Origin of the sequence: Ohtaekwangia koreensis, from assembly GCF_900167975.1 — a bacterium.
In the GTDB taxonomy this organism is placed as follows: Bacteria; Bacteroidota; Bacteroidia; order Cytophagales; family Cyclobacteriaceae; genus Ohtaekwangia; species Ohtaekwangia koreensis.
This window is the reverse complement of record NZ_FUZU01000002.1, coordinates 977,835-1,003,336: the sequence shown is the minus strand read 5'-3', so window position 1 is coordinate 1,003,336 and position 25,502 is coordinate 977,835. Positions and strand designations below refer to the sequence as shown.

Below are 25,502 nucleotides of genomic sequence, written 5' to 3'. Positions count from 1 at the left end.
CGCAGGAGAGTCTTTTAGAATAGATTAATGTAATTTAGTTGCGTGTTGATCTTTCATGATTCGCATATAAGAAAAACATTTCTTTACTATATGCGATTTTAATACAGATTATATACCTAACGAGCTATCGGCAGGTACATACATTGTATAGCAATACGTCAGGATCATTTTTATTTATGGAGCAGACTGAAACGGAGAAAAATAGTGTTGAAGAAGAAGCAAAAGCACTGTTGGTACAAGCCTTTGCATGCAGAACTTACGATCTGCAAAAAAGTATAGCACTTGCGCAGCAAGTAATTACTACGAGCGAGCAGTTAGCCAATGAAGCGCTTGGTGCTTTAGCAAAAAATCAACTTGCCTTGTATTCCATGATTCGCGGTGATTACCAACGATCGCTTGCATTTGCCGAAGAAGCCTTGACTTTTTTCAACCATAAGCAAGATCTAAAAGGTATAGCAGATGCTAAATATGCTATTGCCGGTGTGCATTACAAAACCGACAACTTTCACTTTGGTCTGGTATACCTGCTTGATTGTCTTTTTATATATCGCAATCTTCATGATCACTATAATGAAGCACGGGTATTAAAATCGATCGGTACTATTTATGAATACCTGGATGACCAGGAAAATGCGATCAGCTCATACTTAAGCTGTGTTTCAGCAGGAAGACTCACGAATGATCCTAACCTTGAATCAAATGCATACAATCCGCTTTCAGGTATATATCTGAAACGTGGCATGACTGACCTGGCGCTGGCTACGATCGAGAAGAGCATAACACTGAAAACACAAACCAATGATATACGTGGTCTTGCCTATTCACTTTACGGACGTGGCAAAGTATATATCAAGCTTAAAAAATTTGATCAGGCTTTTGATGATCTGAACCGAGCCTTGAATATTCACCTGGAGGCAGGCGATCAATTGGGTATCTCCATGGCTTACAACAAGCTTGGTGTACTATATCATGCGCTGGAGCAGTATGATAAAGCACGTGAACATTTAGTGCTTGCCAAACAAGTATCTGATCAATACAACATTCGGTTTATCCGTTATAAATCACTGTATAATCTTCATTTGGTGGCGCGTAGTGAAGGTAACGTCAATGAAGCACTTGATTTCCTTGAGCAATATATAGTGATTAAGGAAACGCTGGTAGTAGCGCATACTTACAATGCTGTTAAAAGCTATGAGGCAATCGCGAAGGTGAAATTCCTGGAGCTGGAAGCAGAAATACAGCGGAGTAAAACGGAGATCATTGAAAAGAAAAATGCAGAACTTGATTCATTTTTCTATCGCGTATCGCATGATCTGAAAGGACCGATCTCATCATTGCTTGGCTTGAACAACCTGATGAAATATGAAATTAAAGATCCGCAGGCGCTGAAGTATATAGATATGTATCAATCGCAGATTCTGAGAATTGATAACATTGTACTCGACCTGATCAATATAACGCGCATGAATCATTCGGAAGTAAACCGGGTGAAAATAGATTTCAAAACATTACTGAACGATTGTATCAATACATACCAATTCCTCGACAACTTTAAGAGAATCAAATTTAGTATAGATATAGCACCTGATCTGGAGTTTTATTCGGAGTGGGCAATTATCAATACTATATTACAAAACCTGATTGAAAATGCTATCAAGTACTCCATGCCCGAAAAAGAGCCTGTTGTACACATATCCATTTTGCGTGATGAGAAATTCTTAACGATCGTGGTCGAAGACAACGGCATGGGTATAAATCCACAATTGCAGTCCAAAGTGTTTAATATGTTCTTTCGCGCCAACGACCATGTTGAGGGAACAGGCCTTGGACTTTATATATTGAAGCGCGCAGTTGAGCGATTACAGGGTGACGTTTCTTTTAAAAGCGAAGTTTATCAGGGCACGACATTTACGGTGCGATTGCCTTTTTTTCGCGCATAAACTAATATTCCAACAATATTACTAACGGTTGTACGCGTATAGTCATAAAAAAAATTTCATGCAAGACTTGGAAACAACTCTTGTGGACTCTACGTTTGTGGTATCAAAGTCGAATAAGCACTCTTGCTTGATCGATTTATAAAGAAGCGCGGAGAGACAGGCTCTGAGAAGCGCTAGCAACCACTCCCTATAATAAGGAAAAGGTGCTAAATCCTGACTCCGGCTTGGATGGTCCAGGTCGGGAAATATAAACCGATGAAAATGAAAAGCATCATTACCACCATCACTAAGACAGGCTTCAATAGCCTTCGTGCTTATTTCTCCAACGCTGTAACTATTATTATTAACAATTGCATGTGTAACAACGCATGTTGTTGTTACCGTGCTGTTGCTGCCAATCTCTAGCACACCGCTTTCAGCAACACACTAGTCTTACGATCTGCCACGTGACAGGTATGATTACGACTACGTCTGCTCTTATAGCAAAATCCTTTTTAGAAATAATTTTTAGTCATCCTCTCTAAACTTAATAATATATAGTTATGTCGAACTTACATTTTGAAACCCTCCAATTACATGCAGGTCAAGAAGTAGATCCCACAACCCGTTCACGCGCTGTACCAATCTATCAAACTACTTCCTATACCTTCAGAGATGCCGAGCATGGTGCAAATCTTTTTGCGCTGAAAGAATTCGGCAACATTTACTCGCGCATCATGAATCCCACGAATGATGTGTTTGAAAAACGTATTGCTGCGCTCGAAGGTGGAGTAGCTGCATTGGCTACCGGCTCCGGACAAGCCGCTCAATTCATCGCCTTGAATAATATACTTCAGGCGGGTGATAACTTTGTATCGACTTCATTTTTATATGGCGGCACCTATAACCAGTTTAAAGTAGCCTTTAAACGCCTTGGTATAGATGTACGTTTTGCTGAAGGCGATAAGGCGGAATCTTTTGAAAAGCATATCGATAAAAAAACAAAAGCCCTATATCTCGAGACGATCGGAAATCCCGGCTTCAACATTCCGGATTTTGAAGCGATTGCTGCGCTTGCAAAAAAACATGACCTGCCGTTAATCGTTGACAACACCTTTGGCGCTGCCGGATATTTATTCAGACCACTCGAACATGGCGCACATATAGTAGTAGAGTCTGCTACAAAATGGATCGGTGGCCATGGTACATCTATAGGAGGTGTTATTGTAGATGGCGGAAACTATAATTGGGGCAATGGTAAATTTCCTCAGTTCACAGAACCATCCGAAGGTTATCATGGATTAAAATTCTGGGAAGTATTTGGTGAGGGTAATCCACTGGGTTTACCAAATATAGCATTCATCATTCGCGCCCGTGTAGAAGGCTTACGCGACTTCGGTCCGGCATTGAGTCCTTTCAACTCATTCCTTCTGTTGCAAGGATTAGAAACACTTTCCCTGCGTGTACAACGCTCTGTAGACAATGCATTGGCGTTAGCACAATGGCTTGAACAACATGAGCTTGTCGAAAGTGTAAATTACCCGGGCTTACCAAGCAGCACCTATCATAAACTTGCCAAAAAATATTTACGCAATGGATTTGGCGCTGTCCTTTCTTTTACGTTAAAAGGCACCAAGCAGCATACTGCTAAGTTTATAGATAGCTTGAAACTCATCAGTCACCTTGCAAATGTTGGTGATGCAAAAACACTTATCATTCAACCTTCCGCTACAACGCATCAGCAGTTAAGCGAAGAAGAACAGATCACCGCGGGTGTACTGCCAACCTTATTAAGAATATCTGCAGGTATTGAACATATCGATGATATCAAAGCAGACCTTCAGGAAGCTTTTCAAAAAGTATACGAAGGCGAATTAATATCCTAGTTAAAGTTAAGTATAAGTATCCGTCCCCTCTCCTTGCCAGGGAGAGGGGTAACGGGTGAAGCACCACCACCATCATGGAGAAACACGATCACACCTTTCATTACAATCATTCTTTTAACCTTGAGTGCGGAGAAACACTTCCGGGTTTTCAGTTAAAATATACTACACTTGGAAAGTTAAATGCCGACCGCTCAAATATAGTTTGGGTTTGCCATGCGTTAACGGGAAGCTCTGACTTTACAGACTGGTGGGGCGATCTCTTTCGTGAAGGAAGTGCCTTCGATCCGAATACACATTTTATTATCTGCGCGAATATTCTGGGAGGATGCTACGGTTCTACCGGACCTCTTTCCATCAATCCGGAAACGGGTAAACCATTTTACCATACGTTTCCATTGCTTACCAATCGCGATGTTGTAAAGGCTTTTGATCTGTTACGACAAGAACTGAAGATTGAAAAGATATATACTCTTCTTGGTGGCTCACTCGGTGGCCAGCAAGTTGTTGAGTGGGCTATACAACAACCAGATGTATTCGAGTATATCATTCCGCTGGCGTGCAATGCATTTCATTCACCCTGGGGTATAGCGTTTAACGAAGCACAACGCCTGGCAATAGAAGCGGATCCAACGTGGAAAGAAAACGATCTTCGTGCAGGATCAGAAGGATTGAAAGCAGCTCGTGCCATTGGTATGATCTCGTATCGTTATTACGAAACCTTCAATCAAACGCAGGCCGAAAAAACCAACGACAAGCTTGGAGAATTCAGAGCTGCTACATATCAGCGATACCAGGGAGAAAAATTGGTAAATCGTTTTAATGCCTTTACATACTATACACTTTCTAAAATTATGGACAGCCATAATGTAGGAAGGAATCGTTTGGGTATAAAAGAAGCGTTGCATTCCATTCGCGCAAAAGCATTGGTAGTGGCAATCGATACGGATTTTCTTTTCCCTGTAAGCGAGCAGAAATTCCTGGCTGAGAATATTCCGCATGCACAGTACGCTGAGCTTACTTCTCTCTATGGACACGATGGATTTTTAGTAGAGTTCGAACAATTGGACACGATCATAAAACAGTTTTACAATCAGAAAACATTAAGAAAGGTATTATCATGAGAAGAAAATTAAAGTTAGGTCTCTTTGGATTTGGATGTGTGGGTCAGGGCCTGTATCACGTTTTGCACGAAACCCATGGCGGTGTCCAGGCGGAGATCAAAAAAGTATGCGTGAAGAGCAAGAATAAAGAACGTCCTGTAAAGGAAGACTTCTTCACATTCGACAAAGATGAGATTTTGAATGACCCGGAGATCGATGTTGTTGTTGAGTTGATTGATGATGCCAACGCTGCTTATGAAATTGTGAAGACTGCATTGCTTCGCGGTAAAGCTGTTGTTACTGCTAACAAAAAAATGTTAGCCGAACATCTTGAAGAAATATATGAGCTTCAGCAGAAATCAGGAAAGCCAGTGCTCTATGAAGGCGCTGTCTGCGGAAGCATTCCTATACTTCGTAATCTCGAAGAGTATTATGATAATGACCTCCTCAATAGTATAGAAGGTATATTCAATGGTTCTACCAATTATATACTTACTAAAGTATTCGAGGAGAAGAAGACCTATGCGGACGCTTTGAAAAAAGCACAAGAGCTTGGCTTCGCTGAAAGTGATCCGAGCCTGGATGTAAAAGGGTATGATCCAAAATATAAATTGGTAATTGCCATTGCACACACATTCGGATTATTCATACAACCGGAAAATGTGATCAATATAGGCATCGATAAAATTTCGGATCTGGATCTGAAATTCGCACGCGAAAACAATTATACTATAAAGCTTATTGCCCGTTCGTTCAGACTTGATAACAGAGTATATGGATTTGTAGCGCCTCAATTCATTGAAGCAACCAATCCGTTAGCATCTGTACGCAACGAGTATAATGCGGTGCAAGTGCAGGGCGCCTTTGCTGAGAAACAACTCTTTATAGGCAAAGGCGCAGGAAGTTACCCGACCGGGTCTGCTGTGTTGTCTGATCTTTCGGCATTGTCGTATGACTATATATATGAGTATAAAAAACTTCATCAGGCCGATCGCTTCGAGTTCTCAAACGAACTTATTGTAGAAGCCTATATCAGCTTTGATGAAAGTGTTAAGATTACGATTAATGATTTTGAAGTGTTCCAATCCGGCTATGCGGCACACGGAAAACAATATATGGTAGGACAGGTGAAACTTTCGAAGTTAAAAGAATGGTCGCAGGCGGATGGCGTGGGAATCATCCTGGCTCCAAACAGTCAGTTCATTCCCGTTAAAACTTCATCCAAGCAGGAAGCGCTTTTAGCATAAAAATTCGCCTCAGGCCAAGCTGTAATAAAAAAATTGCAAAAGAGACCGTACATCAACGGTCTCTTTTGCTTTTAACAGGCTTTTTTGATAACTATGCTAAAGACCAAAAACCCAAACCCTGAAAAGATTAGCATCGATATTCTTTCTGCTCATCTTTCTGTTCAACACAGGAGGCTACTATCTTGTTTACTGGGGAATCAAACAGCACGCTAAAGAAAGTCTACTGGAACGTTTAAATGCGTCCAGCTATAGCAAAGAAGAATCTATAGTGCTTACTATACCTTTCTCATTACCTTATCAGGTTTCCGAAGGAAGCTACGAGCGTGTTCATGGCGATTTCGAATATGCCGGTGAGTACTACAAACTCGTAAAACAAAAACTTGAAAACGACACATTATTTATAGTTTGTGTAAAAGATAAAGAAGCCAAGCTCATTGAAGAGAGTCTATCCGACTATTCAAAGCAGGCAAATAATCTTCCTGTTGGATCAGAGCAAGCTTCTAACTTCCTGTCAAAGCTCTTCAAGGATTTTCATACAGAAAGCAAAGCAATCATTACTGTTGGCTATACCATTGTGTTAAAAAAACTGGAGACAACGATCTTCCCCGCTGTACTCCAGGGTCTGCATTCAATTGATACTCCTCCTCCCAAGATATTCCTGTCGTAATTTTTCTTAACAGCATCAACTCTTCATGATGCTATAACAACGCATGTAGTTTTACATACGCGTATACTTATATTATATACTGGAATATTAACTCTACTACTTTATGAACGTAAAATTTTACTCAATCTATATACTTCTGTTTGCTGTATTACTTGCTAACACAAACAGCTTTGCACAAGGCTGTGTTGCCGTTCGAAATATGTCGTCATGCTCATTGTCTTTCGATTCAACCGTAAATAAGTCATGGCAGCTTTCCATGAATTATCGGTACTTCAAATCCTTTCGCCATTTCCGTGGTAAAGAAGAAGAGAAAAACAGAGTTGACAATGGGACTGAAGTAATCAATAATGACAATTCACTATTGCTGGGAGTAAGCTATACTTTAAACAGACGATGGAGCTTCTCTGCAACAATACCTCTCATATTCATTGATCGCTCATCGCTATATGAGCACAAAGGAAACACCAGCGGAGAACGTTACCATACATCTTCTAAAGGGCTTGGCGATATACGTGTAATGGGTTATTTATCGGCTCTTCCTCACGCTCGTAAAACACATTTACTTGTTGGATTGGGAGTTAAACTCCCTACGGGAAATTATAATTATAAAGATGACTTTCACAAGGCCGATGGCATTCAACATTTACCTGTTGATCAATCCATCCAGCTTGGAGATGGCGGCACAGGTATAATCACGGAGTTTGATTTCTCACAACAACTCGGAATCAAATGGCACGGGTATGCAACTGGTATATATTTATTCAATCCACGAAATACAAATGGCACGCTGAGAAGTCAAACGCTAACAAACAATATTCCTTTGTCAAACGAGATGTCAGTAGTAGATCAATTTCTGTTTCGTGTGGGAGCAAGATACTCTATCAAAAAGATTCAACTATCTCTTGGAGGAAGATATGAAGGTATACCTTATAAAGATGTCTTTGGTGATAGTGATGGCTTTCGCAGACCTGGCTATATTATATCTGTTGAACCTGCCATTGCCTTTACTACAGGACAGCATTCCTTCGGTGCAAATCTCCCAATCGCATTGGAAAGAAATCGCACGCAGAGCGTTATCGACAAAGAGAGAACAAAAATTACAGGGACTTATCAGCATGGCGATGCCGCTTTTGCAGATTGGCTGATATCAATCTCTTACGCTTACAGACTCTCGAAATAGACAACGACATACATGAACAAAAAAGGGAAGAACTAAATATAGTTCTTCCCTTTTTTAGTTATATACTGTGTTATTATTAAGGCTTAACCGATTTTTCGATTCTTAATCCTACAGCGAGTACACCTTGTAATGTATCGGTGCGCATGAATTGCTCGAACTTTATTTTATACTTACCTGCATCTTTGAATTGATAATCTTTCAGCAACATCAGTCTGTGATCATATATATCTCCCAGTCCGCTGGTGCCAAGCGGTTCACCTGATTTGGACTCGAACAAGTAATCACTGATGAGACTCTTGTGAATTTGATTGCCAATCGAATCCTGCAGATAGTACGTCATGAATAATCTCGACCATGGATATGAAACCGCATTACGTACATTGCCATAGAGTGTATAGCGTACATTCGTATCATCTATAACAAACTCAAACTCCGGCTTATTATCCACCAACCAATATCCTTCTTCGAAGTCTATATATTGCTCATAAATACGATTGTCTTCACATCCTGTTACGAGGATCACTAAGACTATAACTGTCCAGAAAACTCTCATGGCTGATTGCCTGGCTTTGGTTTATTCGGGTTTGGATTTTGATTACCGCCACGATTATCGCGATTCGGTTTGTTCTCACGCGGTCCTTGATTCGAGCGCTGTGGTCTGTTTTCGCGCGGCCCCTGAATATCATTCTGTCCCTGGTTATTAGGACGATTGGGTTTATTCTCGCGCGGTCCTTGTATATCGTTTTGGTTCGAGCGGTTTTGACGATTTTCGCGAGGCCCCTGTATATCACCCTGATCTTTATTCGGACGATTCTGACGGTTATCGCGATTGCCCTTGTTACCACCACCACGGTTGCCTTGGTTACCTTGTCCAGTTGGTGGGCCCTGTGGATTCTGGGGATTCGGAGAACCTCCTTTGTTACCAGGCTTTTTCTTATTGCGCGATTTACTTTTGAATCGCTTGTCCATCTGATCAAGATCGCTATTCAGCGGACCTGACATTATTTTTTCTTCTACTATATCTATCTCTAATGTAGCAGGACGCTTCCCTTCACTGTTCATGCGAAGGATGTGATTCACGCGTTCTATATTTAGCGGATACCACGTATTCTCTTCTTTAAAGCCGAACCACATGATCTTCCGGAATATATCTGTCTTCTGAAGAACCGCTTCGCCTTTCTCTGTGAGCAATGGAGTTTCTACTTTCGGTATATCTTCCAATGCCTCCATATAGGTTTCCAACTCATAGTTCAGGCAGCACTTTAATCTTCCGCACTGACCAGAGAGTTTACTGGGATTCAATGACAAGTTCTGATAGCGCGCTGCACTCGTTGCTACGTTTTTAAAATCACTGAGCCATGTAGAACAACATAGTTCACGTCCGCATACACCAATACCTCCGAGACGACCGGCTTCCTGACGCAAGCTGATCTGACGCATCTCTACCCGGATCTTGAATTCACCCGCAAGGAGTTTAATCAGTTCACGAAAGTCAACGCGATCATCGGCAGAATAAAAAAATGTTGCCTTCATATTATCGGCTTGATACTCGATATCAGAAAGTTTCATTTCCAGTTTCAAGTCGCGAATGATTTCGCGCGTACGATAAAGTGTAGGCATCTCACGCTTCTTCACCTCTTCGAATTTCTCGAGGTCTTTCTGATGCGCTATACGATATACCTTTTTAATCTCACCATCGTTGGCAACTTTCTTCTTTTGCATCTGCAGTCGAACAAGTTCACCCTGCAGCGATACATGTCCTATATGATGTCCATTCGGAACCTCCACAACTATAGCATCACCTGTTGTCAGGTTTAGCTTCTCGGAGTTCCTGAAGAATTCCTTTCTGCCATTTTTAAAACGCACTTCAACAACATTGAATCGATCTTCCGTTGGCATATCCATATTGGACAGCCAATCGAACACGTTCATTTTATTGCATCCACCGGTACTACAGGCTCCATTGTTATTACAACCAGCTGTTTTGCCGTCTTTATCTTTTGTTGATCCACATGAGCATCCCATCCGGCTTACACTTTATAGTTCAATAAATCCTGTCCAATATCATTGCGGAAATACAAGCCATCCCATTGGATCTGCTTGGCCGTTTCATACGCTTCCTCGCGTGCTTCATCCAGGGAGTTTCCTTTACCAGATATAGCCAGTACACGTCCTCCTTCTGTTACTACATTTTCCTTATGCTGTTTGGTTCCTGCATGGAAGACCAATGCCTTGGAATGATTCTGCAGACCGCGGATAACTTTCCCTTTTTCATAGTCACCCGGATATCCACCTGAAACTAACGCTATCGTAACAGCATGCTGATCATCGATCTCGATCGTTTTATCTTTTAAAGAACCCGATGCGGCTGCTATCAACAATTCCAGGAAATCACTTTTAATGCGAGGCATCACGGCCTGCGTTTCAGGATCACCCATACGTGCGTTATACTCGATGACGTATGGAGTTCCTCCAACATTCATCAGCCCGACAAAGATGAAGCCCTTATAGTCTATACCATCTTTCTGCAAACCTTCTATAGTCGGCTTCACTACTTCTTCTTCTACACGTTTCATGAATGAACTTGTAGCAAACACTACTGGTGACACAGCGCCCATGCCTCCGGTGTTCGGGCCAGTATCACCATCACCAATGCGTTTATAATCTTTCGCTTCAGGGAGAATGACATAGTCCTTACCATCCGTTAAAACAAAAACAGACAGCTCTATACCATTCAAAAATTCTTCGATCAATACTTTCGCACTTGCTGCTCCGAATTTTTTATTCACCAGCATTTCTTTTACCACTGCCTTTGCTTCTGTCTGGCTAAGGCTAATGATAACGCCTTTACCGGCAGCAAGTCCATCTGCCTTTAAAACGATTGGAGGTTTGCACGTTGAAATGTAGTCGAAAGCCTGATCAAGATCAGTCACTTGAAATGTTCTTGCTTTTGCTGTCGGGATGTTGTTGCGGAGCATGAACTGTTTGGAGAAATCTTTACTTCCTTCCAGTTGTGCTCCAACCTTACCTGGGCCTACCATCAGGATGTTATTAAGCTTTGGATCAGCTTCAAAGAAATCGCGGATGCCATCTACCAGTGGTGCTTCAGGACCGACTATAACAAGTTCTATTGCATTCTCCAGACAGAATTGTCCGAGCTTAGAAAATTCATGGACAGCGATGGATACATTCTCAGCGATCTCTGCCGTACCTGGATTACCTGGCGCAACATAGAGCTTATCACACTGAGGGCTTTGCTTTATTTTCCAGGCGAGAGCATGTTCTCTCCCACCATTGCCGATTATAAGTATATTCATTGAGGTCAAATCAGTTGAATCCCAAAGATAGCCGCGAAATCGGTTAAATAAAACGGGGAGAAGTTAACTGTGAATCGTTATCTGCCAATTGCGAATTGTTTAGAAGTGAAGAAGCTAAAACAACCATGATGGATAACGATCAGGATGGCTATAAACAAAAAACGTGAATGGGAATATCCATTCACGTTTCTGCTATATGTTGATAACGTTAATCAGTTTGCATATTCTGACATAAACTTGATGCGCATCATTCTGATTTCTTCTTCCGAGTAGTCAGCAATTGAGTCATCGTTCAGAGCTGCTTCAAGGCTATCGGTTTCTGCATTCATGAAATAGTCATGTATATCTTCCTGCTTGTGTGCATCCAGCACCTGGTCGATATAGTAATTCAAGTTAAGCTTTGTACCCGAATAGCAAATGTTCTCGATCTCTGTCAGCATGTCTTCAAATGAAAGACTGATCGTCTCTGCTATTTCTTCAAGATCTACCTTACGATCGATTTGCTGAATGATAAAGATTTTTGTCTTCGACTTATTAACAGAAGCTTTTACGATTACATCGCTAGCAGTCTCAATATCATTTTCGTCTACATAGTTTTGAATAACTTCCAGAAATTCCTTTCCGAACTTATTCACTTTACCCATACCTACACCATTCACCTGCGCAAGGTCATCTTTGGTTGTAGGATACGTTGTAGCCATTTCCTCCAATGAAGGATCCTGGAAAATTACATACGGAGGAAGATTTTTTTCCTTCGCTATTTTCCTGCGAAGTGTTTTAAGAATCTCGAACAACTTAACGTCATACGATTTTGTATTCACCGGTACACGTTCAGCTGATTCTTCTTCTTCATCTACCTCGGTAGTAAAGTCATGATCGCGGGCAAGTTCTATCGAGTGAGGTTTCTTGATGAAATCTTCTCCTCGCTTCGTAACCTTCAACGCCCCTATATTATCAATATCTTTTTCAAGATACTGGTATATCAATGTCTGACGGATTACTGATTTCCAATAGTCAGCATCTTCATCTGCTCCTTTACCATATACAGATAGATCAAAGTGTCCGTAACTTTTTACATACTCATCTTCAACACCGCGTATAACATTTACAAGGTGATTAAGTCCGAAGCGCTCGTTGGTAAGTTTTGCTGCCTGCACTACAAGTCCCACAGCATCCATACCTTCAAAGCGTTCGCGCGGATGTACACAGTTATCGCACATGCCACAGTTCTCCTGTTTATACTCTTCACCAAAGTAATGAAGCAGTTGTCTTCTACGACACACAGGAGACTCCGCATAGTATTCCATCTCTTGTAAAAGAATACGCGCGTTCTCTCTTTCCTGTACAGGTTTATCTTTATTGAATTTCTCGAGCTTGTTCAAATCATTATGACTATAGAACATTAAGCAGAGGCCCTCTAATCCATCGCGACCAGCACGACCTGTTTCCTGATAGTATCCTTCAAGTGATTTAGGAACATCGTAATGTACTACGAAGCGAACATCTGGTTTATCTATACCCATACCGAATGCTATAGTAGCAACGATGATGTCTACTTCTTCATTCAGAAAGTCATCCTGATTTTTCATACGCACATCCGGATCAAGACCAGCATGATAAGGTGCAGCTTTAAATCCGTTTACATTTAGTAATTGTGCGATCTCTTCAACCTTCTTTCTGCTGAGACAATAGATCACTCCAGATTTACCTTTGTGGTCTTTCAGGAATTTGATCAGTTGCTTTTTCGTTTCTTTCTTCGGACGAACTTCGTAGTATAGATTTTTACGATTGAATGAAGAGATGAATACATCTGCTTCTTCCATCTGAAGGTTCTTCTGAATATCGATTTGTACTTTCGGTGTAGCCGTTGCTGTAAGTGCAATCACAGGCATATCACCTAAGTTGTGAATCATTGCTTTGATTCTTCTATACTCCGGACGGAAGTCATGTCCCCACTCAGATATACAGTGTGCTTCATCTATAGCAACGAAAGAGACATTTACTTTCTTGAGAAATTCTATAGTCTCTTCTTTGTTGAGTGATTCCGGTGCAACGTAAAGAAGTTTTACGTTACCGTTCATACACTCTTTCTTCAACCTGGTGATTTCACTTTTGCTTAATGTAGAATTGAGGAAGCGCGCGTTAACACCGTATGCGTTCATCTGATCAACCTGGTTTTTCATTAGCGCGATGAGTGGTGATATAACAATCGCTAATCCATCATTGATCATAGCAGGTAACTGGTAACACAGTGATTTACCTGCTCCTGTTGGCATGATTACAAATGTATTTCTTCCATCCAGCAAATTACGGATAATCGTTTCCTGATTACCACGAAACTGGCTATACCCAAATATCTCCTTGAGTCTTTCTTTTAGTGCATCTTTCTCTTCGACCAACATCATTTCGTCTTGATAAGTTATATCTTTGTCCACAGACAAAGCTAATTTTGAAAAGGCATTGAATTTAGGAAAAAATATTAAAAAAATTGCACGGGATGTATTAATAAATGAATCCTTAGCAATTCAGAATCTCACCAATTTTATTGATGACGATTTCGAAGCCTGTGTTAAAGAAATTTATTCTGCGAAAGGCCGCGTTGTCATTACAGGCGTTGGCAAAAGTGCCATCATCGCCAATAAAATTGTTGCTACGTTAAACTCCACTGGAACTCCTTCACTTTTCATGCATGCTGCTGATGCTATACATGGAGACCTCGGCATGATTCAGAAAGATGACATTGTTATATGTATCTCCAAGAGTGGCAACACTCCAGAGGTCAAAGTATTGGTTCCACTACTCAAACGCAGAGGATCGAAGCTTGTTGCTTTAGTTAGCAATACAAATTCATATTTAGCGCAACAAGCTGATTTCATATTAAATGCAACGATTGCAGAAGAAGCATGTCCTCATAATCTTACACCGACTACGAGCACTACTGCACATCTTGCACTCGGTGATGCTCTTGCTGTATGCTTGTTGGAGATCCGGGATTTTTCAAGTCGCGACTTTGCTGAATACCATCCGGGAGGTTCATTGGGCAAGCAACTATATTTAAAAGTATCAGATGTTTATAGTCATAATGCATTACCACTTGTAGGTCCAGACGCTCCACTTAAGGATGTTATATTGGAAATATCGTCTAAACGTCTTGGTTGTACTGCAGTAGTGGATGAACACCAAAATTTATTAGGAATCATAACTGATGGGGATCTTAGACGTATGCTTGAAAAGAATACTGACCTAAGTGGTATAAAAGCTTCCGCTATAATGACGCGTAATCCAAAAAATATCGAAAAAGATGAATTTGCAGTCAAAGCCTTACATCAGATGCAAGAGGGAAATATTACCCAACTACCTGTCATGGACGGAGTGCGAGTTGTCGGTTTTGTACATTTACATGACCTTCTGAAAGAAGGAATCGTCTAATATTTCAAATATTTCTTTTATAAAATTCTGTTACTGACTTCTTTTGTAAAACGTCTTACGTCTAAAAACTAAATGAACAAAAATTTATATGTAGTGCTAATGGCCGGTGGTGTCGGAGTCCGTTTTTGGCCATACAGTCGTAACTCTAAACCGAAGCAATTTCTAGATGTTCTTGGCACCGGTAAAACCTTACTTCAATCTACGTTCGAACGCTTCCTCCCCATTTGTCCAGCAGAGAACATTTATATAGTGACGCATGAAGAACATGCAGAGCTTGTAAAGCAGCAGCTTCCGGAGATAAAGGACGAGCAGATTCTAACAGAGCCCATGCGAAAAAATACAGCTTGCTGTATAGCGTATGCCAGCTATAAGATTGCACAGCGAAGTACAGATGCTATCATAGTAGTAACTCCTTCCGATCATCTTATACTTCGGGAGCAGGAGTTTCTGGATGTGATCAAGAAGGCTGCCGATCAAGCGAAGGGACAAGATAAATTGATGACCTTAGGCATCACTCCTACACGACCTGAAACAGGCTATGGCTATATACAATATCATACAGATAAAACCTTTGCAAAAAAAGTAAAGACCTTTACTGAAAAGCCTGAGCTATCTCTTGCAAAGAAATTTTTAGAGAGTGGAGATTTTGTATGGAACTCAGGAGTTTTCATTTGGGGAGCTAAAGCCATCCTGGATGCATTTCATCAACATTTACCCGAAACTGCTGAAGTCTTCGATGAAATTGTAAAACCGAAACTGGGTACACCCGAAGAAAAAGAAGCAATCCTCAGTGCATACTCTCAGAGCAAGAGTATATCTATAGATTACGGAATCATGGAGAAAGCCTCCAACGTATATGTCTGCCTTGGCAATTTTACCTGGAGCGATCTTGGCTCATGGGGATCTATTCACGAGATCTCTGAGAAAGATGACAACAACAACGTTCTTGCTGCAAACGCGCTGATGTATGAAACGCGTAACTCAATCATTAAAGGTTCACCCGACAAACTTATTGTAGTACAGGGCTTGAATGGATACCTGGTTGGAGAATTTGGAAACGTTATTATAGTTTGCGAAAAAGACAAAGAAGAGCAATTCCGCAAGTTCGTAAATGATGTAAAAACCCGGCCCGGAGCTAACGAATTTATATAGTATATTCACTCAGATTTCGCAGGAACAATACTTACAAATTCTTGCGAAATCTGAGAAGTAATATATAGTATAAGCATTCGCTGAACTTCTTCCTTATCCGTTACCAGCCAGTAAATCAAGCAGCCGTAATTGATTGCGCGCACGAATCAGGTTTTGCTTAGGATAAGTAGTCTGATAGTATATATCTCCATTCAAAAAATCGGTTAGCATTCTTAACCCCATAATATAGGTCATCATCTGTCCTGAAAATTCTATCAATCCTTTCTCTTTCTCTGTTAGTATACTATCCATCTCCGAGAGGTATCCTTTCACAAGCGCATCGTAAATATTTTTCCGCACAACGATTTGTGATACATCTTTTACTTCTTCATCAACAGGGCTCACAAACGTGCGAATCATATCGCCAAGATCATAAATGAAATAACCGGGCATTAATGTATCCAGGTCAATTACGCAAATGTCTTTACGCGTAGTGGCGTCAAACAATATATTATTGATTTTTGTGTCATTGTGCATGATGCGCAATGACAAATCACCGCTCGCTATCACCTGTCTATACTTTTCTACGAGGTATATATATGATTGACAAGTCCTGATTACGTTCGATGCCTCCTCTTTTCGCTCTGGTGTAGCTCGTGTTAACGCTTCGTCAAATTGCTCATACCTCCAGCGTAAATCATGAAACCGATCGATGGTAGCTTGAAATAATGTGAGATCAGAACCCGCCAGTTTTTTAGTAAGGCGGGCAAAACCACTGGCAGCATTAAATGCTTCTTCCTCCGTTTCAACTTTGTTAACGGTAATTGTATTCGCTATATAGGGGAAAAGGCGCCAGGGAAATCCCTCATCATCGTAGACCATTTCATCTCCGGAAGTGGTTTTAATACTGGAGAGGAATAAATAATCCGGGTCATGCAGGTAAATATAGTCTGCTGCAGCACGAATGTTCTTCGCTACGGTCTCCGGATGTTTAAATACATTTTTATTAAGACGCTGAAGTATATAGGAGTTCTCTCCTGTAAGCTTATATGTTTGGTTGATATACCCTGCATGGATCGGTTCGACTTGAAACTTGCCTGTACCCAGCGGAAATTTTCTCCGAATATCATCTAATGCCATGAATCAAATATACATGCAAATGAGCATAGCGTATACATATATAGCCCAACACAAAAAATCTCCTGCAGATTCCAGCAGACAATAACTGCTTTATGAGAACCTGCGGGAGATTTTTTGTGTTGCATTAAATAGTTTTGTGCCAGGCTACCAAAGCTTGTCAGGATAGTCGCCCTTAGTAATCAATGACTTGATTTTAGAGGATACTTCTTCTTTATCTTCTTTATAGGTAACACCGAACCATATATTTCCTCCACCCAATACTTTCACTTTACCAATGCCTCTATGGATCAGTTCATTTACAATAAGCGGTATATAAAACTCTGCTTTCAGATTTTGATGATTCTCTTTCAAGAAGTCTTCAAACATCGTTGATGCCAGCTTGAACACTTCCGGATGAAAGCCCCAGAAGTTCATAGACGTTGGCGCATTTGGATCCAGTATACGATCGCCTTCCTTTTCTTTTGATATGATCTTGCCGTCTTCCAATACTATGGTTGTACGCTCCACTACCGACTGCAGGTAGCCATCTTTATCAGCCTCGCCTACACCTCTTGAAACACTGCCATGCTCCGATAATACTTTACTCAACGTAAAGCCAACCATAGCGTGAGCTCCAGTGGTATCATTCTTAAAATAATCCGCTACTGACACAAAAGCATCCTTACCATAAAAGTCATCAGCATTGATAGCAATGAACGGCTCTGTGATCACATCTTTAGCGCATAACAATGCGTGTCCTGTACCCCAAGGTTTTGTGCGCTCGTTGGTATTATAATGTGGTGGTATAAGTTTATCGATGGACTGTACTACAAACTCAACTTCAACTTTGCCCTGAAGTTTGGGAAGGAATTTTTCTTTTACTGTTTCCAGGATTTCATCACGAACGATGAACACTATTTTTGTGAACCCAGCACGAATGGCATCAAAAAGCGAGTAATCCATGATTGTTTCGCCATTGGGGCCAAATCCGTCAATTTGTTTTATGCCTCCGTATCGGCTTCCGATCCCTGCAGCCATTACGAGCAGCGCTACTTTTTTTTGTGTGCGATTTGGTGTGTCCATTGTGTTTTAGTTTATTTCAGAATAAATAGATGGTGTGTTTCCGCAAACACTTGCTTTTGAAGCTGTTTATTACGTTTTAACCGAAGTCTATAATATCTTCCGGAAGGAACAGAAAAATAGCTTTCAAGAAACACCATTGCGAGCTTGGAAAAATAACAAGGCGCAAAAATAAAAGTTTTAATAAAAGTGCGTGCATAAAGCACACTATCAATATAGAAGTTAAACCACCTAATTACTTTATAAACCTATCATGACAAAGCAGAAGAATGAATACCTGGTGCCGATGATCATCATCGGAGCGTTGTTCTTTATTTTCGGATTTGTAACGTGGGTGAATGGAACTCTCATTCCCTACCTGAAGATCGCGTGTCAACTAAAAAGCGATTTTGAATCTTTCCTGGTAGCGACCGCTTTCTTTATAGCCTATACGGTGATGGCTCTGCCTTCTTCTTTTGTGCTAAGTAAAGTTGGCTATAAAAAAGGAATGGCATTGGGATTGGGAATCATGGCTATAGGTGCTCTACTATTTGTTCCTGCTGCTCAAGACCGAAACTTCAATCTTTTTTTAGTGGGTCTTTTTATTATAGGAACAGGACTGGCATTACTGCAGACCGCCTCGAATCCTTACGTTTCAATAATTGGTCCCATTGAAAGTGCGGCAACCCGCATTAGCATCATGGGTATTAGTAATAAGATAGCAGGTATACTTGCCGGACTTATTTTCGGATATATAGCATTGAATGACGCTGACGTTCTTGAGAAGAGTTTACAAACCATGGATATGGCAGCTAGAGAAGCGAAGCTCGATGAACTGGCAAGCCGTGTTATTATACCGTATGTAATTATAGCCGCTGTTCTGGTTGTTCTGGCAATAGCCATTCTGTTCTCATCACTTCCGGATATTAAAGATACCGGTGACGACTCTGCGAATCACTCTTCGGATTCTTCCAAGACAAGTGTATTTCAGTTTCCTCATCTATTACTTGGCGTTCTTGCATTATTCTTATACGTAGGTGTTGAAGTAATGGCTGGCGATACAATCATCAGCTACGGAAAATCACTAGGAATCGAGTTATCTATGGCCAGATTTTTCACGCAGGGAACACTTGCTTTCATGCTATTGGGATATGTTGTAGGCATTATCGCTATACCCCGCTATATATCGCAGGCGGTTGCATTGAAATTCTGTGCAATTCTCGGAGTTATCTTTACCATCCTGGCCGTGGTTACGACCGGTTATGTTTCGGTGGGTTTTATCGCAGCATTAGGTTTGGCAAACTCACTGATGTGGCCGGCTATATTTCCACTAGCCATTGATGGCCTTGGCAAGTATACCAAAACCGGTTCTGCTTTCCTGGTTATGGCGATCTCCGGTGGAGCTATACTACCTTTAGTATACGCTAAATTTGCTGAGGTTTGGAATTCCCAGGATGCGTATTTGTTAATGGTGCCTTGTTACCTCTATATCCTATACTTTGCCATGAGTGGATATCGCGCAGGTAGAAAAATTCAAACTTCTTAAGAAATAAAAAGAAGCTATAGCATCAAGCTATAGCTTCTTTCAAAAAGTCATTCAGGGGCTTCGCTGACTTTAGCGTATCAATTACATTTTTCATAAACTTCTTGTCAGTCACTTCGCTATCGGTGAACTCGTGTATGACAACGAAACTTTTCAGTTTTAACCATTCAACATACGTGTGATCGGCCGGGTATCCCTTCGGAGCTTTCTTTAGTGAATCTTCATCCCAAAATTTTGAAAAGCTCTTTTTGAATTTCTTTTCATTGAAGATCTTCTTCAGCTTATCACCGTTATAGTCAATCTCCTGGCGAACCTTACCAAGGTATTCAGGCTGTGGCTGAAACAAACCTATAGCTACAAAACTTTTATTCCCGGGCTCTATCTGAAAATAATAACCGGGAGTGCCTAACCCTTTTCCTTCAGAAGAAATTGCTGCGCCAAAGTTATTTTTATAAGGACGCTTATCTTTACTGAATCGTACATCGCGATAAATACGGAAGGTTAACTTCTTCGGATCAAGCCCGCCAAGTGTATCATCAAACTTGATCATCTCTTCCAGCAGGTTCGCTACTATTTGATCAAACGATTCTTTTGCCTCCAGATATTTAGGCTTGTTCTTATCAAACCATTCACGATTGTTATTCTTTGCAAGGTCTTTCAAGAATTTTAAAACGAGAGGGAAATTCATATTCAAGATCTTAACGTTACTATATATCAAAAAACTTCTACAATAGTTTCAAGCCCTATACCTCGTGATGCTTTTACAAGAATTGTTGCATCCGAGAGATTGTCTTTTTTCAACTGTTCCATCAACGCATCTTTAGTTGTAAAATGCTTTGCTTGTGGAATCTCCTCCAGGGCCGTCTTGATAAGGTTGCCACAGAAATATACTTCCTTCAAGCCCTTCTCCCGGATCAGCTTTCCAAGACTTCGATGTTCTTTTTCAGCCTCTTCTTCCAACTCAAACATATCACCCAGAATCACAACCTTGCGTGCAGTCTTCATGGCCGCTATATTCTCAATGGCTGCCTGCATCGAACTGGGGTTTGCATTGTAAGCATCCAGTATAATTGTGTTCGTTCCCTTCTTCACAATCTGCGAACGCATATTCGAAGGTATATATTCAGCGATTGCCTGATTTGCCTGGGTGCCTTCTACATTGAAAAATTTTCCAATGCATAATGCTGCCGCCATGTTCTCAAAGTTATAGGTACCAATCAGGTTGGTGGTAATCTCCTCATTATTCTCCGCTTTGAGTTTTACAAATGGATCAGCCCCTATTAATTCACAATGATAATAATCGCCTTTGGCAGGATATAGTATAGGGCTCGCAAATCGTTTGGCCATATTTGCAAGAATGGGATTTTGCGAATTGATAAACACGGTTCCGTTGGTTGCGATCAGGTGCTGAAACAATTCTGATTTCGCCCGGATAATATTTTCGTATCCGCCAAATGTACCAATGTGTGCCTTCCCTATATTCGTAATAAAACCGTGCGTTGGATTGGCGATAGAACACAACAACGCGATCTCACCTAAATGATTCGCCCCCATCTCAACTACCGCCATCTCATACGATGCATCAATTGAAAGTATAGTAAGCGGAACGCCTATATGATTATTCAAATTTCCTTTAGTTGCGTAGGTTTTGTATTTCTTACTCAACACAACGCTCACAAGTTCTTTACTCGTTGTCTTCCCATTCGATCCCGTTAAACCTACCACCGGTATTTTTAACTGATCGCGATGATGACGCGCCAGTTTCTGCAACGTCTCCAATACATTTTCAACAACAATACAACGATCGTCTACACGGTATGCCGAGTCATCAATTACAGCAAAGCTTGCCCCTTTCTCCAGCGCTTGTGCAGCAAATTCATTCGCATTAAAACGATCGCCCTTCAATGCAAAGAAAATAGAACCCGGTGTGATCTGTCGCGTATCGGTAGACACCTTGCCGGATATCAAAAATTTTGAATACAAATCTGCAATACTCATCATGATCAACTTCTTAAATTTATTTACCCGTCATTTTCTTCATAGGGATTATGCACGGGAAAAAGTATCTTGGTGGCAAGATAACAGCCTCGCTGACCACTACGTTATAGTAGATAGAAAAATTATTTCATGAGATTACTTTTATCCTGCTTCCTTCTCTTCATTTCATTTGGCGTTCAGGCTCAGTTTACGTATGTGCTAGACCAAAGCATTCCGGTTGAAAATGATAAAGCAACCCTAACGATGCCCTGGGTTGGTGGCCTTAATACTGCACAGTATAACACCATGGATTTGAATGAGGACAATCAGGAAGATCTTGTCCTCTTTGACAGAATGACCAACAAGATCTTTACATTTCTCAATCTTGATAATCAATATGTATATGCTCCTGAGTACGAGCCGTTTTTTCCAAACGATGTTGCCAACTGGATTTTACTGCGCGATCTGAATTGTGATGGACGGAAAGATATATTCACCGGAAATATTCTGGGGATAAAAGTTTATAAAAACGAAACGCAGTCTGGCGAAACATTAACATGGAAGCATCATTTATTCTATGATGACGGAAATAAAAGTGATGTGCTGCTTACAAAAGGATTTTCAGAAGAAAAGATAAACCTGCAACTTCAGTATGATGACCTTCCTACCATTACAGATGCAGACGGTGATGGCGATCTGGACATTTTTACAGTACGCTTTGCCGGAAATGGCACGATAGAATATCACAAGAACTACGGCCTCGAACGCAACAACAATAACTGTGATTCACTCGACTTTGAAAGAATTACGATGCAATGGGGAGGCTTAACAGAATGTAGCTGTGGAAATTTTGCTTTTAATAGTGAGGCTTGTCCCACAGGAGGAAGAGTCGAACATGCAGGAGGAAAAAGTTTATTGATGCTCGATGTTACACAAGATGGACAATTGGATGTGCTGTTATCAGAAGCTACCTGCACACGACTTTCATTCTTAGAGAATAAAGGAGATCTATTAAATCCTGTTGTTAACTCTGATGAAAGTTTCCCTGCAACCAATGCGAGTAATTTTCTTTACCCCGCACCGTACTATGAAGATGTAGACTTTGATGGTCTGAAGGATTTGATCATCACTCCGAATATATTTACGAAAACAAGTTTGAGTACAAACCTGGCAATGTCCAACTGGGTATATAAGAATTCGGGTACAAATGATAAACCAGTCTTCACCTATAGCACCGCTAATTTTCTTCAGGATAGAATGATCGATGTGGGCGACAATGCTGTGCCTGCTTTCGCAGACTTCGATGTCGATGGTGATTATGATCTCTTCGTGAGCCAGAATACATCAGAGGTAACTGCTGCTACAATAAAGGTATATGAGAATACAGGAAGTCAATCATCCCCCAGTTTCAAGTTGGTCGAAGACAATTACCTGAACTTCACAACGCTTGCCCTATACAATCTCAAAATCCAGTTTACAGATATATCAGGTGATGGCAAACAAGATCTTGTATTCACAGCCACAGGTTTCTTTGATGGTATTACACGACTAAACTATATTCCAAACAAAGCAGCTGCCGGTTTAAGTTTTTCCATCGGTGATATCCAAACCATTGATATTAATCCAGCTATAACTACAGAGCTTGCCTCCACCGAAAATATTCTAGTGATCGATATCGATCTCGATGGCAAGAAAGATTTGCTTCACGGAAGAAGTAATGGTGCTATATATTACTGGAAAAACTCAGGAAATAACAATGCACCAAGCTATACTCTTACAAGTGAAACCTATCTTGGTATTGGCTCCAGCGTACTCCGGCAAAATCTTTCATTTGCTACAGGTGATCTGAATGGAAACGGCACAAACGACCTGGCGATTGGTGATCAGACAGGGGAACTTCGTATTCTGGAAAATTTCAGGCAAGCTGCGAATGCAGATGCCGCCGTTAATAATATAGTATGGAATCCACTATCAGAAACCTACCAAACACGCAACCTGGGCGGAAGAATCTGGCCAGCGATTGTCAATCTGTTTGGAACTACGCAGCCCGCTATTGTTACCGGAAATGTAACGGGTGGGCTAACAGTTTTAAAACACGATAACAGTGTTGAACTTCCCGCGAAGCCTGTCGTTACTATATATCCTAACCCGGTACTTAAAGGAGGCAGTTTGAGTGTACAATCAGATCGGCCTGTTTCCATGCAGATTTTTTCCAGCACCGGGCAGATCATCAGCGAGCCAATCCTGGTCCAACCAAACCAATCAAATCAATTAAACGATGTCAGGCTTTCTGCAGGATTATATATTGTTCGTTTCGTATGGGATAATCAATCGTTCGCGAAAAAAATTGTAGTTCATTAATTCGCGTATTCCTCCATCTTTGCGCCCGCAAGCAATTGTAATTACTTATTTAAGTATTGTAGAATAAGAGAAGTGAATTCTGTTATTCATCAATACGAATGTGTCACTATAAATACGAATTTATGAAATATGCTTTTCTTTTTGATATGGATGGAGTGATCGTTGACAGCAATCCATATCACAAGATTGCTTTGGTTCAGTTCTGTAAAGAGCATGGACATGATCTGAGCGAGGAAGAACTCCGCGAGAAGATCTATGGCCGCACAAACCGCGATTGGATCCTTAACATTTTCGGAAATATAGGAGATGAAAAAATCCGTCAATATACAGAAGAGAAGGAAGCGCTCTATCGGAAGTTATATGATAAAGACATCGTACCGGTAAAAGGATTGATCGGCTTCCTCGAGAAAACAGAGAAGGCAGGAATTCCAAGAGCCGTTGCAACGTCTGCGCCACGCGCTAACGTAGATTTCTCGCTATCTAAAACCCATACTGAACGCTTCTTTCCGACCATTCTCGATGATTCGTTTGTGAGCAAAGGGAAACCTGATCCGGAGATTTACCTGAAGTCTGCGGCAGCGTTAGGCTTTAAACCAGAAAACTGCATCGTGTTTGAAGATTCACTTTCGGGAGTCGCTGCAGGCAAGGCCGCGGGATGTAAAGTGGTGGGAATAACAACCACGCACACTCCGGAAGAGCTCCATCAAACCGACCTTTTAATTACCGATTTTGAAAATCTTGACCCGGAAACATTGATTTCCAGGCTTTTTTAAGAAAAGACTTAGGATTATTTGAAATTGGTTTTGGATTATTGGGAAGGTTTTTCCGATATTTGCAATCCCTTTTTAGAAGGGGCTAAAATTGAGCTCATTATGGCACGAGTTTGTGAAATAACAGGAAAAAGACCTCAGGTTGGTAACAACGTATCGCATGCTAACAACAAGACGAAACGTAGATTTTTACCAAATCTTCAAAAGAAACGCTTCTACATTCCTGAAGAGGATAAGTGGATTACGTTGAAATTGTCTACCAAGGCAATTAAGACCATCAATAAGAATGGTATTACCGCGGTATTGAAAGAGGCCAGAGCTAACGGATTTCTGGTATTATAGTATTACATGTCAATCGTTGATGAGTTATAAAATTATCCGTATAACCAAAGGCGATCAACAAATAACGTAAAAGAAAATGGCAAAGAGAGGCAACAGGATTCAGGTGATCTTAGAATGCACAGAGCATAAAACCAGCGGCCAGCCAGGTATGAGCCGTTACATCACCACCAAGAATCGTAAAAACACAACAGAAAGATTGGAACTGAAGAAGTACAATTCTATCTTGAAAAAAGTAACTGTTCACAAAGAAATTAAATAACCCATGGCAAAGAAAGTAGTCGCGACCCTGAAGAAAACTGACGGAAAGAGCTTTGCAAAAGTGATCCGTGCTGTGAAGTCTGAAAAGACGGGTGCTTACACCTTTAGAGAAGAAATCGTTCCAGCTGATTTAGTGAAAGAAACACTCGCTAAAAAATAAGCTGGTTATATAAGAAACAGAAGTCCCTTATGAGGGA

Annotated in this window: 23 protein-coding genes and 1 riboswitch; of the genes, 15 read left to right on the top strand and 8 right to left on the bottom strand. The window is 40.9% G+C overall.

The features are described 5' to 3' along the window. The first annotated feature begins 176 nt into the window (after positions 1–176). The 7 genes from B5Y40_RS17300 to B5Y40_RS17275 all read left to right on the top strand — a co-directional run bounded on the left by B5Y40_RS17300 (position 177) and on the right by B5Y40_RS17275 (position 7,999). Complete coding sequence (locus B5Y40_RS17300; protein WP_079688030.1) at positions 177–1,940, top strand: ATP-binding protein; 1,764 nt, start codon at positions 177–179, stop codon at positions 1,938–1,940. A 133-nt stretch (positions 1,941–2,073) separates the two neighbouring features. Then, a riboswitch (SAM riboswitch) is annotated at positions 2,074–2,194 on the top strand. Between the two features lie 7 nt (positions 2,195–2,201). Further along, complete coding sequence (locus B5Y40_RS29680) at positions 2,202–2,345, top strand: hypothetical protein (protein ID WP_159453726.1); 144 nt, start codon at positions 2,202–2,204, stop codon at positions 2,343–2,345. Between the two features lie 137 nt (positions 2,346–2,482). Then, positions 2,483–3,805, top strand: a complete 1,323-nt coding sequence (locus tag B5Y40_RS17295) for an O-acetylhomoserine aminocarboxypropyltransferase/cysteine synthase family protein (protein ID WP_079688029.1) — start codon at positions 2,483–2,485, stop codon at positions 3,803–3,805. A gap of 74 nt (positions 3,806–3,879) precedes the next feature. Beyond that, positions 3,880–4,926: a homoserine O-acetyltransferase family protein gene (locus B5Y40_RS17290; RefSeq protein ID WP_079688028.1), complete on the top strand. Its 1,047-nt coding sequence runs from the start codon at positions 3,880–3,882 to the stop codon at positions 4,924–4,926. Continuing rightward, positions 4,923–6,152, top strand: coding sequence for a homoserine dehydrogenase (locus B5Y40_RS17285; RefSeq protein WP_079688027.1), 1,230 nt, complete (start codon positions 4,923–4,925; stop codon positions 6,150–6,152). Before B5Y40_RS17290 ends, B5Y40_RS17285 begins: the two co-directional genes overlap by 4 nt. A gap of 268 nt (positions 6,153–6,420) precedes the next feature. Continuing rightward, positions 6,421–6,819 (top strand): hypothetical protein, encoded by a 399-nt coding sequence (locus tag B5Y40_RS17280; protein ID WP_079688026.1) that lies wholly within the window; start codon positions 6,421–6,423, stop codon positions 6,817–6,819. Between the two features lie 103 nt (positions 6,820–6,922). Further along, a complete protein-coding gene (locus B5Y40_RS17275) occupies positions 6,923–7,999 on the top strand; it encodes a transporter (protein ID WP_079688025.1) in 1,077 nt (358 codons plus the stop codon). Between the two features lie 76 nt (positions 8,000–8,075). Here B5Y40_RS17275 and B5Y40_RS17270 read toward each other — a convergent pair whose 3' ends face one another. The 4 genes from B5Y40_RS17270 to recQ all read right to left on the bottom strand — a co-directional run bounded on the left by B5Y40_RS17270 (position 8,076) and on the right by recQ (position 13,718). Next, positions 8,076–8,552 (bottom strand): gliding motility lipoprotein GldH, encoded by a 477-nt coding sequence (locus tag B5Y40_RS17270; RefSeq protein WP_079688024.1) that lies wholly within the window; start codon positions 8,550–8,552, stop codon positions 8,076–8,078. Further along, positions 8,549–10,024 (bottom strand): PSP1 domain-containing protein, encoded by a 1,476-nt coding sequence (gene ricT / locus B5Y40_RS17265; RefSeq protein ID WP_079688023.1) that lies wholly within the window; start codon positions 10,022–10,024, stop codon positions 8,549–8,551. Before ricT ends, B5Y40_RS17270 begins: the two co-directional genes overlap by 4 nt. 5 nt (positions 10,025–10,029) lie before the next feature. Next, on the bottom strand, positions 10,030–11,316 hold the full coding sequence (gene purD, locus B5Y40_RS17260) for a phosphoribosylamine--glycine ligase (RefSeq protein WP_079688022.1): 1,287 nt from the start codon (positions 11,314–11,316) through the stop codon (positions 10,030–10,032). A 212-nt stretch (positions 11,317–11,528) separates the two neighbouring features. Beyond that, positions 11,529–13,718, bottom strand: coding sequence for a DNA helicase RecQ (gene recQ, locus B5Y40_RS17255; protein ID WP_079688481.1), 2,190 nt, complete (start codon positions 13,716–13,718; stop codon positions 11,529–11,531). A 58-nt stretch (positions 13,719–13,776) separates the two neighbouring features. Here recQ and B5Y40_RS17250 point away from each other — a divergent pair, with 58 nt between their 5' ends. Further along, positions 13,777–14,745, top strand: a complete 969-nt coding sequence (locus tag B5Y40_RS17250) for a KpsF/GutQ family sugar-phosphate isomerase (RefSeq protein WP_079688482.1) — start codon at positions 13,777–13,779, stop codon at positions 14,743–14,745. A gap of 72 nt (positions 14,746–14,817) precedes the next feature. Further along, a complete protein-coding gene (locus B5Y40_RS17245) occupies positions 14,818–15,897 on the top strand; it encodes a mannose-1-phosphate guanylyltransferase (RefSeq protein WP_079688021.1) in 1,080 nt (359 codons plus the stop codon). A 93-nt stretch (positions 15,898–15,990) separates the two neighbouring features. On the opposite strand, the gene B5Y40_RS17240 is transcribed toward B5Y40_RS17245, so the two are convergent. Beyond that, the gene (locus tag B5Y40_RS17240; RefSeq protein WP_079688020.1) at positions 15,991–17,016 is read right to left on the bottom strand and encodes a phosphotransferase enzyme family protein; all 1,026 of its coding nucleotides are present in this window, start codon (positions 17,014–17,016) and stop codon (positions 15,991–15,993) included. Between the two features lie 144 nt (positions 17,017–17,160). After that, positions 17,161–18,078, bottom strand: coding sequence for a nucleotidyltransferase family protein (locus B5Y40_RS17235; protein WP_079688019.1), 918 nt, complete (start codon positions 18,076–18,078; stop codon positions 17,161–17,163). Between the two features lie 250 nt (positions 18,079–18,328). Between B5Y40_RS17235 and B5Y40_RS17230 the strand changes: the two genes are divergently transcribed. Then, positions 18,329–19,600: a sugar MFS transporter gene (locus B5Y40_RS17230; RefSeq protein WP_079688018.1), complete on the top strand. Its 1,272-nt coding sequence runs from the start codon at positions 18,329–18,331 to the stop codon at positions 19,598–19,600. A gap of 22 nt (positions 19,601–19,622) precedes the next feature. Here B5Y40_RS17230 and B5Y40_RS17225 read toward each other — a convergent pair whose 3' ends face one another. Next, on the bottom strand, positions 19,623–20,285 hold the full coding sequence (locus tag B5Y40_RS17225) for a DUF2461 domain-containing protein (protein ID WP_079688017.1): 663 nt from the start codon (positions 20,283–20,285) through the stop codon (positions 19,623–19,625). Positions 20,286–20,311: 26 nt separating this feature from the next. Then, positions 20,312–21,598, bottom strand: coding sequence for a UDP-N-acetylmuramoyl-tripeptide--D-alanyl-D-alanine ligase (locus B5Y40_RS17220; RefSeq protein WP_317043558.1), 1,287 nt, complete (start codon positions 21,596–21,598; stop codon positions 20,312–20,314). 126 nt (positions 21,599–21,724) lie between these two features. On the opposite strand from B5Y40_RS17220, the gene B5Y40_RS17215 reads away from it, so the two are divergent. The 5 genes from B5Y40_RS17215 (at position 21,725) to B5Y40_RS17195 (ending at position 25,465) form a co-directional block, all read left to right on the top strand. Then, positions 21,725–23,935: a T9SS type A sorting domain-containing protein gene (locus B5Y40_RS17215; RefSeq protein ID WP_079688015.1), complete on the top strand. Its 2,211-nt coding sequence runs from the start codon at positions 21,725–21,727 to the stop codon at positions 23,933–23,935. Positions 23,936–24,057: 122 nt separating this feature from the next. Next, the gene (locus B5Y40_RS17210) at positions 24,058–24,708 is read left to right on the top strand and encodes an HAD family hydrolase (RefSeq protein WP_079688014.1); all 651 of its coding nucleotides are present in this window, start codon (positions 24,058–24,060) and stop codon (positions 24,706–24,708) included. Positions 24,709–24,807: 99 nt separating this feature from the next. Further along, entirely contained in the window at positions 24,808–25,047 is a 240-nt protein-coding gene (rpmB, locus tag B5Y40_RS17205) for a 50S ribosomal protein L28 (RefSeq protein ID WP_079688480.1), read from the top strand. 76 nt (positions 25,048–25,123) lie between these two features. Beyond that, a complete protein-coding gene (rpmG, locus tag B5Y40_RS17200) occupies positions 25,124–25,306 on the top strand; it encodes a 50S ribosomal protein L33 (RefSeq protein ID WP_079688013.1) in 183 nt (60 codons plus the stop codon). 3 nt (positions 25,307–25,309) lie between these two features. Beyond that, positions 25,310–25,465, top strand: coding sequence for a DUF4295 domain-containing protein (locus B5Y40_RS17195; protein WP_079688012.1), 156 nt, complete (start codon positions 25,310–25,312; stop codon positions 25,463–25,465). The last annotated feature ends 37 nt before the right edge of the window (positions 25,466–25,502 follow it).

Excerpts from the sequence above, each read along its gene's own strand:
- B5Y40_RS17295 (WP_079688029.1), top strand. The coding sequence starts at position 2,483 with ATGTCGAACTTACATTTTGAAACCCTCCAATTACATGCAGGTCAAGAA.
- purD (WP_079688022.1), bottom strand. The coding sequence starts at position 11,316 with ATGAATATACTTATAATCGGCAATGGTGGGAGAGAACATGCTCTCGCC.
- recQ (WP_079688481.1), bottom strand. The coding sequence starts at position 13,718 with ATGTTGGTCGAAGAGAAAGATGCACTAAAAGAAAGACTCAAGGAGATA.
- B5Y40_RS17210 (WP_079688014.1), top strand. The coding sequence starts at position 24,058 with ATGAAATATGCTTTTCTTTTTGATATGGATGGAGTGATCGTTGACAGC.
- rpmG (WP_079688013.1), top strand. The coding sequence starts at position 25,124 with ATGGCAAAGAGAGGCAACAGGATTCAGGTGATCTTAGAATGCACAGAG.
- ricT (WP_079688023.1), bottom strand. The coding sequence starts at position 10,024 with ATGGGATGCTCATGTGGATCAACAAAAGATAAAGACGGCAAAACAGCT.
- B5Y40_RS17240 (WP_079688020.1), bottom strand. The coding sequence starts at position 17,016 with ATGGCATTAGATGATATTCGGAGAAAATTTCCGCTGGGTACAGGCAAG.
- B5Y40_RS17245 (WP_079688021.1), top strand. The coding sequence starts at position 14,818 with ATGAACAAAAATTTATATGTAGTGCTAATGGCCGGTGGTGTCGGAGTC.
- B5Y40_RS29680 (WP_159453726.1), top strand. The coding sequence starts at position 2,202 with ATGAAAAGCATCATTACCACCATCACTAAGACAGGCTTCAATAGCCTT.
- B5Y40_RS17270 (WP_079688024.1), bottom strand. The coding sequence starts at position 8,552 with ATGAGAGTTTTCTGGACAGTTATAGTCTTAGTGATCCTCGTAACAGGA.
- B5Y40_RS17215 (WP_079688015.1), top strand. The coding sequence starts at position 21,725 with ATGAGATTACTTTTATCCTGCTTCCTTCTCTTCATTTCATTTGGCGTT.
- B5Y40_RS17300 (WP_079688030.1), top strand. The coding sequence starts at position 177 with ATGGAGCAGACTGAAACGGAGAAAAATAGTGTTGAAGAAGAAGCAAAA.
- B5Y40_RS17275 (WP_079688025.1), top strand. The coding sequence starts at position 6,923 with ATGAACGTAAAATTTTACTCAATCTATATACTTCTGTTTGCTGTATTA.
- B5Y40_RS17285 (WP_079688027.1), top strand. The coding sequence starts at position 4,923 with ATGAGAAGAAAATTAAAGTTAGGTCTCTTTGGATTTGGATGTGTGGGT.
- B5Y40_RS17235 (WP_079688019.1), bottom strand. The coding sequence starts at position 18,078 with ATGGACACACCAAATCGCACACAAAAAAAAGTAGCGCTGCTCGTAATG.
- rpmB (WP_079688480.1), top strand. The coding sequence starts at position 24,808 with ATGGCACGAGTTTGTGAAATAACAGGAAAAAGACCTCAGGTTGGTAAC.
- B5Y40_RS17290 (WP_079688028.1), top strand. The coding sequence starts at position 3,880 with ATGGAGAAACACGATCACACCTTTCATTACAATCATTCTTTTAACCTT.
- B5Y40_RS17220 (WP_317043558.1), bottom strand. The coding sequence starts at position 21,598 with ATGATGAGTATTGCAGATTTGTATTCAAAATTTTTGATATCCGGCAAG.
- B5Y40_RS17195 (WP_079688012.1), top strand. The coding sequence starts at position 25,310 with ATGGCAAAGAAAGTAGTCGCGACCCTGAAGAAAACTGACGGAAAGAGC.
- B5Y40_RS17225 (WP_079688017.1), bottom strand. The coding sequence starts at position 20,285 with ATGAATTTCCCTCTCGTTTTAAAATTCTTGAAAGACCTTGCAAAGAAT.
- B5Y40_RS17230 (WP_079688018.1), top strand. The coding sequence starts at position 18,329 with ATGACAAAGCAGAAGAATGAATACCTGGTGCCGATGATCATCATCGGA.